This window comes from Limosilactobacillus reuteri subsp. porcinus (genome assembly GCF_036621895.1).
GTDB classification, from domain to species: domain Bacteria; phylum Bacillota; class Bacilli; order Lactobacillales; family Lactobacillaceae; genus Limosilactobacillus; species Limosilactobacillus reuteri_J.
In genome coordinates this window covers 1-9,504 of sequence record NZ_LN887500.1, presented here as the reverse complement: position 1 = coordinate 9,504, position 9,504 = coordinate 1, and the positions used below count along the sequence as shown (strand labels likewise).

Here is a 9,504-nt window from a genome sequence, read left to right as displayed (position 1 = left end):
CCCATGCCGGGCGCACACAAAAAGCGATACCAGCGAAGTTAACACTGATATCGCTTTTTAGATGAAAAGATTTTGTAAGAGATACTTTTTCAAGGTAGTTAGTTGAGTAAGCTTGTTTTTTTGGAGGGTGACAAAATAAGTTACCGTATCCATAAGCTTGGCTATCAATTTTTCTTCTTCAGTTTCTGTAACTTTAATTTCTAAATTTTTAATATCATTTGAACTAATTGATTCAAAAGTAGAACCTGAACTAAGCTTTTCCCAAGTCCTATCCATTAGTTTTGTTTGTAATAAATAATATAAATATTTATTTCCATCAATAGCCGCAACTCCTCGACCAATAACTGCGTCCATGTTTGCCATAGCTAAATAACCAACAGGCGCTCTTACAGTCATTATAATTTCTCCTTTATGCACTTGTTTAGTTACTTCTTTTGTCCAAACTCTAGGAGAAATTTTATTTGATTTTAAATCGGCATTTCCTTGAACAAGCACATAATCGTTTGGATTATCTGTATAATTTTTACTACTAGGAGACTGTCCCATCGTAACTTGTGCAACTTCTTCCAACCTATGCTGTTCCCAATTACCCTTAAAGTTTTTAAACCTCAAGTTAGGTTGTTTGTTATTTTTATCAACGAATAATTGTTGTAACATCGCTTTTTTAAGCTGTTTAAGTTGTTCCAATTTTCGTTGCTGGAGATAAAAAAGTTGATTTAGTTTTAGAAGAAGATGGCCTATCTGTTTTTCTTCCAGTTCAGAAGTTAAAAAGGCTTTGTACTTCCACAAATCGTGAATAGTAATATTAGCTTGGTTCGCATTGCCACGCTCAATTGTCGAGACAAAATATTTGTATTTAGATTTTAATAATTGATTATACAAATAGAATGAATTAATAGAGTCATTAACTGTTATTTTAACTAAGTTTTGGTTTAATAAATATGGTTTATTAGAGTTTATATATATGGGTCTTCCAACTGCTGAAGATTTCATCGTAGACTTAGAACCTACAGTAGTTATTACTATGTCTCCTTGATTTAACTTATATCTCTTAAACGTTTCTAAAAATTGGGATGGTAAATACTTTTTGTCGGGTAAAAAAGCAAGAGTTCCAGAACTTAAGTCAGAAGCCCTAATCAATAATACGTTCCCTTTTGCTTGATAACTTGCTGATTTAAAAGCATAACCCTTTATATAATTTGTGATGTCTCCCAACTCACGCTGCTCCCAATCATCAGTAAATCCTTTAAAACGGACTTCAGGCACCAATTTTTCGGGCTTTTTATCCATTACGCTTTACCTCGTTTTCTAACATTTTGATAAATTCGTTTAAGTCTTTTTGGGTCTTCTCGTCTTTTGAAGTTAGCTCTTTCATCATCCCCAAAAGCTCACCTTGGGTCTGTTCAATCTCTTTTTGAGTCTCTTCCATTTCTTTTGTTAACTTCCCAAGATCAACTGGTGGTTCGGGTTCAAATGTGTCAACATATCGCGGAATATTAAGGTTATAGTCGTTTTCTTTAATTTCATCGATCGTTGCCACATGAGCATACTTATCAACGTCTTTTCTTTCCTTATATGTATCAATTATCTTATCAATATCTTCTTTTCGTAAGACGTTTTGGTTCTTACCCTTTTCAAAGTTTTTGCTTGCGTCAATAAACAATACATCTTTATTTTCTTTATTCTTCTTTAAGACAAGTACAACTGTCGGAATTCCAGTTGAATAGAATAAATTTGCTGGCAACCCAATAATTGCATCAATCTGATTTTTCTCTAATAAAGCTTTCCGAATCTGAGCTTCCTTAGCACCACGGAATAGAACCCCGTGTGGCAAAACAATTGCCATCGTTCCATCTTGTTTTAAGTGATATAGGCCATGCAAAAGAAAGGCATAGTCCGCTTTTGTCTTCGGTGCCAATGCTCCATACTCCTTAAAACGAGGATCTTTTAGCTTATTATCATTGTTATCCCATCGTGCAGAGTAAGGCGGATTAGCCACAACCATGTCAAAACTATGTGGATGATCTACCCCATGTTCGTCTACTCCATCAGGCCAATCCATTTCAAGCGTATCTGCATTTTTTAGCGTCATGTTTTGGTAACGAACATCGTGCATCATTAAATTCATCCGCGCTAAATTATAAGTTGTCGTGTTTAGTTCTTGACCAGCATATTTTAACTTCTTACCAGGAACTTGATCTTGAACCGTCAGTAAGAGAGAGCCTGATCCACATGCAAAGTCATATACTTCTGGATTCTGAATCTTTGAGTCTAAATCTAAAGCTACCAATTTAGCTAATATTTCTGAAACTTGGTGTGGGGTATAGAACTCACCAGCCTTTTTTCCTGAGTTTGTGGCAAACTGCTGAATTAAATAAGTATAAATATCAGCGAGGATATCTTTGCCGTTTTCATCTTTATATTCAATTTGATCTATCAAGTTAACAATATCTGTTAATGCTTTAGCTCTAGCAGCAGTAGTATTACCTAGGCGAGAATTTCCAAGATTCATATCATCAAAAATTCCATGGAAATCTATTTTAGCATTATGATTAAGATTCAAATTATGATTAAAATTATCTAACATATCTTGATAGTCTGACGGTGCAATTATATTGTTATTGACTCTATCGACAATTGATGCCCAAGTATATTTAGGGGCAATTGCATAACCTAATGCCCCTGCAATTTCAGGTAATGCGTCAACTAGTTCTTCTTCTGGTATACCCAAATATGCATCATTTACACTTTGGTTATTTTCAGGAAATACTACTTTACCTTTTAATAAATATTCTTCCTGATTTTCTGATAGATAACGGTAGAATATGAAACCTAAAATGTAATTTCTATATTCACCAGCATCCATATTACTTCTTAAGCGATTCGCCATTTCCCAAATCTGACTCTCAATTTCTCTTGTAGTACTCAATTAAAAAACTCCTAATATTTTTTCTTTAGTTCATCAGCAAATTCAGTTATATTTTTACGAAGTATCCTTCTATATTTAAATCTATTCATATTTCGTATTTCTTCAGCTTCAGCATCAGTCTTGTATACTGCTTGGCCTTCCATGACGATGTTGTCGAGCTCTCCATTTCCGTTTAGGTCATCGGCGCCAATGACATGCTTATCTAAGATTTCATTTATTAAATGTGAATCTTCAATATCAGCTAGTCCCCACTTTTTCTTATACTCAAAAATGGCAGAACGTTGTTGACCTTCATTATTTTGGGCAATTAACTTTTTAACGTGCTTTTGTTGCACAGGATATTCAAATTTAACCTTTCCTTTGAAGAGATCCTTAATAAATCTTAGAATTTTGGCCGCATATCCCCGATCTTCTAATTTATCAGAAATAATCTTTACTTCTTCAGCGGATTTTTTAGCGCCCTCAATGTCGTTATCGTGATACTTATTCATCACTTCAACAATCAATCCCTCAAGGTAATCCCAATTGACCTTCACTTCTTTAACGTGTTCCATTTGGAGGTCAACTTGCGAGAAATCAATATGATGCCTTTTAGCAATTTTTGTTTTTAGCCGATTTGCTAAAGTGGTTGTTAAGATTTCTTCATCATCCAAGCTCATCCCCAATGAAGTTAATAATTTTTCAGGATGTGTATCGTCATATTTATCGTCTTGTTTGGCAATTGCCATCAAATGGTTATATTGGCGTAAGTCTTTGTACATTTGTTCTTGTGCATTTTCGCTTGCTGGGATATCAGTAAAATCTTCTGAAAAACCAGCTAACCTGTTTACTACCTTATGCAACTCTTTCTTAACTTCACCATAGGAAGGGGCAATAACACCATCGTTTTTACCTTCATCGTTAAAAAGTTCTTCTTGAATGTTAGCGGAGTTGCGGTTTGCATATTTTGCCAATGCACTTTTCATTAACTTTTCCGTGTGTTTAGGCCATCGGTAATTTACAATTCGGCCGAATGGCTTAGTTTGCATATCCTGAACCCGGTTTGTTCGCGAATATGCTTGGATTAAAGCTGCACCCTTTAATGTCCGATCTACATAAAGAGTATTTAATTGTGGTGCATTAAAGCCCGTTAATAATTGGTCAACAACGATCACAAGATCAAAGTATTTGCCATCATCAATTGTCCGATTCAATCGCGAAACTACTTGTTCTGTATATTCTTTAACCTGCTTATCATTAAAGCTAGTACCAAACATTTCATTGTAGTCTTGCATTGCGTTACGCAAAGAATCATTTGTCTCTAGCTGATTATCACCATTGGACGTATCTTGACTAAAGGTAATTCCAATTCGTAATGGATGTTCCCTTTTCGCATTTTGCTTCTTAAATTCGTTATAATACTCCATCGCCATTGGAGTTGATGCTTTCCCGCCACCAACATGAGTAGTAAGAATTGCATTGTACTTACTATTAACAGAGCGTTTATTCCAATTTTTCAAGATATCCTCAACGACCAACTCAACATGTTTATGATTTTCATCATAGACACTTGGCTCAACCTTATCGTCCATGTCGTTTTCATTCATGTTGGCGATTCGTTCTTGGATTTCCTCATCTGTCATCTTAGGATAGCGAGCCTTAAAATACTCTGGCAGATATTGTTCTCTCAGTACTTTTTCAGTTAATGTTGTCTCAAAATCCACCTTGAATCCAAGAACATTACCATCTTTAATGGCATCTTGAATTGTATAAGTATGAATAACATCCCCAAAGATATCACGAGTTGTCGGCGTTTTAGACTTACCATTTTCTTCTGGAAAGACAGGAGTCCCAGTATAACCAACCCAGGCCGATTTAGGAAAAACTTTCCGAATTCTTTGCAGCATTTCTCCAGAAGTTGAGCGGTGAGCCTCATCAACAATAAAGACAAGATTCTTATCAACAGGCTTGAAGTCATTGCTTCGAACCATTGCATCCATCTTTTGAGTAGAAGTTACAATAATTCCGTTTCCTTTACGCTTCAATTTATTAGCTAATGCCCACCGATTAGCAGTATCAGTAACTACTCCCCCATTACTTCCTTCAGTATTTTCAGGATCATACGCCATATATTCATCAACTGTTTGGTTAGTTAAGGCCACTCGATCAACCATAAATACAACTTTATCAACATTAGGTAATCGTGATGCAAGCCAGGCAGCCTTAAATGAACTGATGGTTTTACCAGATCCAGTTGTATGCCAAACATATCCGATTCGTTGATCATCAATCCCAAACGTATGCTCACGAATTTTGTTAATGACCCGTTTTGTTGCATAAACTTGATATGGACGCATAATCTTTATCATTTGATGACGGGGTGTTCCATCCAAAATCATATAATTTGTTGCCATTTGATGGGCCATCGGAATCGATAACATTAGATCCGCAAATTGCATTGCATCTAGCACTGGTTTATTATCCTTTGCTCGTTGCCATTGAAAAGCAAAATCGGTATTAAACTTGTCAGCTGTCGTATTAGCCATGTAACGTGCATCATGTGGTGTTAAGGCAACTAGAATTTGAAGAGTGCCAAAAATATCAGAATATTGGTCTTCTTCGATATATTGATGCATTTGGTTTAACGCTTCTTTAGCATCCCGACCATCAGCTTTTTCCTCAATTTGGATAATCGGTAAACCATTTATTAACATTGTTACATCAAAACGACGATTCTTCCGTCCTGGAATTACTGCTGGACGCTCAATCTGATTAACAATTTGATAAACAGTATTCCCAGCGCCTATTTGATCCTGGTCAAAAACTGTTAAATATACATGTTTACCATCATCACGATCAATTTCAATTTGCGATATTCCATTAGTCCCGTATAGAAACTGCCCAGCTTCATAGGGAGTATTTAATTTATTGACTATCGCCTTCACTTGATTAAATTCGGTTGGCGATAACGGTTTCTCTAGGCGGTCTTGATTATGTTGCTCAAGAATACGCTTAAAGTTGTCCCACAATTGATCTGTTGTTTTAATCTGTGGTAAGTATTCCCATTGCTTAGTTCCACCTAAATTACTAAGATGGTTAATTAATTCATTTTCAAATGCTAATTCGCTCTTCCAAATAGTCATTTAATAACCCACTTTAACTTTATATTCTTTAACATTATAAGAAAAATTAACACTCCTATGCAACGTAAGTAAAAACATTTAAGCATTTTACTAAGTTTTAGCAAAAAAGTATCCTTTTATTTTTAATTTATGCAATAATTAACTTGTTGTTAGAAATTAAGGTTATACTTAAAGGAGATTTTATTATGACTGAACAAAAAGTTGCTGTTATTACTGGTAGTAGTCGTGGTATCGGAAAGGGCATTGCGGAACAACTAGGAAAAGATGGCTATGCAATGGTCATTAATGGTTATCATAAAGAAGAAACAGACAAGACAACCAAAGAATTAGCTGACAAAGGATATAAGGTTGTGGCAGCTCCTGGTGACGTTTCAAAAAAGGAAACTCATGAAATGCTTGTAAAAGCTGCTGTGGATAACTTTGGACGCCTTGACACTTACATTAACAATGCCGGAATTGCACAAATCGGTAATCTCCTAGACGAATCAGCCGAAGAATTTCATAAAATTTACGCTACTAATGTTGATAGTGTTCTGTTTGGGATTCAAGCGCTGCTGAACAATTCAGGAAGCAAGATGATGGAGATAAAATCCGTAAAATCATCAATGCTTCAAGTATCGCTGGACACATTGGTTATGAACAATTAGGAGCATACTCTTCAACTAAATTTGCTATTCGTGGATTAACACAAGTAGCTGCTAAGGAATTAGCTAAATTTAATATTACGGTTAATGCCTATTGCCCAGGTATTGTGGGTACCGATATGTGGGACTTTATCGACGAAAAGATGGTTGAAGAAAATGGTGGTGAAAAAGGTCAATACTTAAAGGCCGCTATTGACGGAATTGCTCTTGGTCGTGTTGAACATCCATCAGACGTCGCTAACTTTGTCTCCTACCTCGCTTCAGACAAATCTGACTACATGACTGGACAAGCTGTCCAAATTGACGGTGGAGTTCAATTTATCTAATTTAATTTTCAATATAAAATAGTAACTCCCTAACCCTGATAAAAAATTACCAAGACTAGGGATTTTTTCTCCCCCAAATCATAAGTCAATCTACATCCCCCCAAAATGCTATAATCAAAGCAAACCTATCAAAGGAGGAGAATTGTATGTTTGAAGCTTACAAATACTACTGGGAAAACGCCTTTAAGTACCGGGCTACTTCAACGCGGGCGGATTTTTGGTGGCCAGTATTAGTTAATTTCATCATTTTTGTTATTTTATATTTCTTACTAGCAATCGCTGGTTTTGCTTCTGTCACTTCGATTATGAATGGCTATAATCGTGGCGTTGGATTCTTAATTTTCTTGCTCTTCGTTATTGCAGTATTCGCTATTGCTATTATTATTCCCGGAATTGCTATCTGTGTCCGGCGGGTTCGCGATACCGGTTTGACCGGCAGGACCGTATTGGTTTTCTGGTTACTTTCCCTTATTTTTACAAGTAACGACAGTGCAGTGATGGAAACTATTTCCTCAGTCATTGATATAATCTTCTTAGTGATTCTCTGCTTGCCAACTGGTTACGTCAATAAACAAGGTTGGTGGAGCGCTAACTACGACAACGATGTTAAGGTTCTATCATTACGAAACAATAATTAAATTAAAAGAGCTGGTGCCTCAAAATGCAGCATCAGCTCTTTTAATTTAGTCAATTTTAATTATCCCTTGTAAATAGGTTGGTATGAACCCCGCAAAGTGATCTTATCAAGTCCGTTATCGAGGTTGTACTTATCGTCGCTAAGCTTCTTTTCCCGGTAACCTGCCCGTGAAAAAGCTTCGACTAAGTGTGCCATAAATTCTTGACCACCTTCTGCAGTTTCATAAATCATGTGGTCAATGTATTGTGGCATATTTGTACTCTTCCGCAATAAAGTGATTAAGTACACCTGCTTATCAGTCTTGTTAATTTCTGAGGTATTTTGCATCAATGACATATCTATTTCCTCCTATTCAATCCAAGAATTCTCTTCCTACTCATATTATAAATTATGTACAGGATTAGTCAAAACTGTTTATCAAAAAAATGAGCGAAAACACGAATAAGTTAATTTAGGAAATAAATGTCTTCCTGTAAAATATAATAATATTTTTACCCTAACCCTGTAATTTTCGTTAATTAAGTGTTACTATAATGGCGAAAGGAAGCATAATCATGGAAATTAATGCAGATGCTCTTAAGAACTTCCAAGATTCGAAGTTCAATTTTGTAGATGCAGATGGTAATGATGTAGACTTTGATAACTTGGACGAAAGTGTAAAGTACACTCTTCGTGACGGTGAAACAGTTGTTGAAGATGATATGCATGCCAAGGACGTTGTTGATACCATTAATAATGAATATGGTAAGACAATGAACGTTTAATTTCTTGATATGTAAAATTAAAAATGGGTTCCTATCATTTAATCTTTGATAGGGACCTATTTTTTACTATCTAAATTGCTTCTCTTGCCCAAGAGTTCTAAAATTAGAAATAAATTGAAAGATAAGGGACTCTTATTTATGATGAACATTTTATTAATCATCTTAACGGCAATTTTTATTATCGAAAGTATTTTTGAAGTTCGTTATTTTTACCAAATTCGAACCATTTTTAATCAATCTGGCCGTATTGAACCTACTAAACGAGTTCAGCGAATCGTCACAATTGAAACTCAGTGGTCATGGATTTCATGGATCTTCTTACTCTTACTGTTTGTTTTACCAGACATGTATACCGCTATTCTCATCTGTGTCATTACCCTTATTGAAACATGGGTAGTCTACGAACTTTACAACGCTCGCGAATATGCCAAGAAAATTAATGAAAAATAATAAAAGTAAAGAGGAAGGTGTTACAAGCTTAACGCCTTCCCCTTTTTTATGCTACACGCACTTTTGTTAACAGTTCATAAACATAAGATAACTCACTTGGACGAAAGGCGCCATGGAGGGTCCCCACTTTTTTAAAGCCGCTCTTAGTTGCGATCCGTTGCATTGCCATATTATTTTCATTTGTGCTTAAACGAATTGATTTGATTTCTGGACGCTCGGTCTCCAAATACTCAATCAAACTCAAAAATAATTTGGATGCATATCCTTTTCCTGCGTGCCGTGAATGAATAGCTACGCGGTGGATTACAACATAATTTTCAGTATTAATTAGCCATTCCCCGTTGAGTTTGTCATAAAAATGATCCGGTGCTTCAACAATTGCTAACGTGCCAACTGTTTGTCCATCATCTGCCTTAACGAGATAAGCATAACCATTCTCAATATCTTCTTTTACATGGGTAACGTTCGGATAATCCCCCTGCCATTGGTCAACGCCCCGCTCAGCTAACTGGTTACGTCCATCACGTAAAATATCTACTACTACATCTAAATCTGCCATTGTTGCTTTCCGGATTTTCATTGTAACTCGATTTTCCATCATTAACGCCTCCTCGTATTCTATAAATAAATCT

The 9,504-nt window shown here is 35.8% G+C and carries 8 protein-coding genes and 1 pseudogene; 4 read left to right on the top strand and 5 right to left on the bottom strand.

Annotation, left to right across the window (positions count from 1 at the left end; genetic code table 11):
• Positions 1-57 precede the first annotated feature (57 nt).
• The 3 genes from AACL61_RS09795 to AACL61_RS09785 are packed head-to-tail and all read right to left on the bottom strand — an operon-like array spanning position 58 to position 6,051.
• Entirely contained in the window at positions 58-1,290 is a 1,233-nt protein-coding gene (locus tag AACL61_RS09795; RefSeq protein WP_339111324.1) for a restriction endonuclease subunit S, read from the bottom strand.
• Positions 1,283-2,929 carry a type I restriction-modification system subunit M gene (locus tag AACL61_RS09790; RefSeq protein WP_339111323.1) on the bottom strand — a complete coding sequence of 549 codons (1,647 nt, stop codon included), beginning with the start codon at positions 2,927-2,929 and terminating at the stop codon, positions 1,283-1,285. The genes AACL61_RS09795 and AACL61_RS09790 overlap by 8 nt, the downstream gene beginning before the upstream one ends.
• Before the next feature lie 11 nt (positions 2,930-2,940).
• Complete coding sequence (locus tag AACL61_RS09785; RefSeq protein WP_339111322.1) at positions 2,941-6,051, bottom strand: type I restriction endonuclease subunit R; 3,111 nt, start codon at positions 6,049-6,051, stop codon at positions 2,941-2,943.
• Positions 6,052-6,233: 182 nt separating this feature from the next.
• On the opposite strand from AACL61_RS09785, the pseudogene AACL61_RS09780 reads away from it, so the two are divergent.
• Positions 6,234-7,021 (top strand): annotated as a pseudogene (locus AACL61_RS09780) (acetoin reductase).
• A 146-nt stretch (positions 7,022-7,167) separates the two neighbouring features.
• A complete protein-coding gene (locus AACL61_RS09775; protein ID WP_339111321.1) occupies positions 7,168-7,659 on the top strand; it encodes a DUF805 domain-containing protein in 492 nt (163 codons plus the stop codon).
• 59 nt (positions 7,660-7,718) lie between these two features.
• On the opposite strand, the gene AACL61_RS09770 is transcribed toward AACL61_RS09775, so the two are convergent.
• Positions 7,719-7,994: a hypothetical protein gene (locus AACL61_RS09770; protein WP_098035135.1), complete on the bottom strand. Its 276-nt coding sequence runs from the start codon at positions 7,992-7,994 to the stop codon at positions 7,719-7,721.
• Positions 7,995-8,191: 197 nt separating this feature from the next.
• Between AACL61_RS09770 and AACL61_RS09765 the strand changes: the two genes are divergently transcribed.
• Together AACL61_RS09765 and AACL61_RS09760 are read left to right on the top strand one after the other, a co-directional pair.
• Positions 8,192-8,422 (top strand): hypothetical protein, encoded by a 231-nt coding sequence (locus AACL61_RS09765; protein ID WP_003667978.1) that lies wholly within the window; start codon positions 8,192-8,194, stop codon positions 8,420-8,422.
• Positions 8,423-8,560: 138 nt separating this feature from the next.
• A complete protein-coding gene (locus tag AACL61_RS09760; RefSeq protein ID WP_003666102.1) occupies positions 8,561-8,872 on the top strand; it encodes a hypothetical protein in 312 nt (103 codons plus the stop codon).
• A gap of 46 nt (positions 8,873-8,918) precedes the next feature.
• Here AACL61_RS09760 and AACL61_RS09755 read toward each other — a convergent pair whose 3' ends face one another.
• Complete coding sequence (locus AACL61_RS09755) at positions 8,919-9,452, bottom strand: GNAT family N-acetyltransferase (protein WP_003671015.1); 534 nt, start codon at positions 9,450-9,452, stop codon at positions 8,919-8,921.
• Between the last annotated feature and the right edge of the window lie 52 nt (positions 9,453-9,504).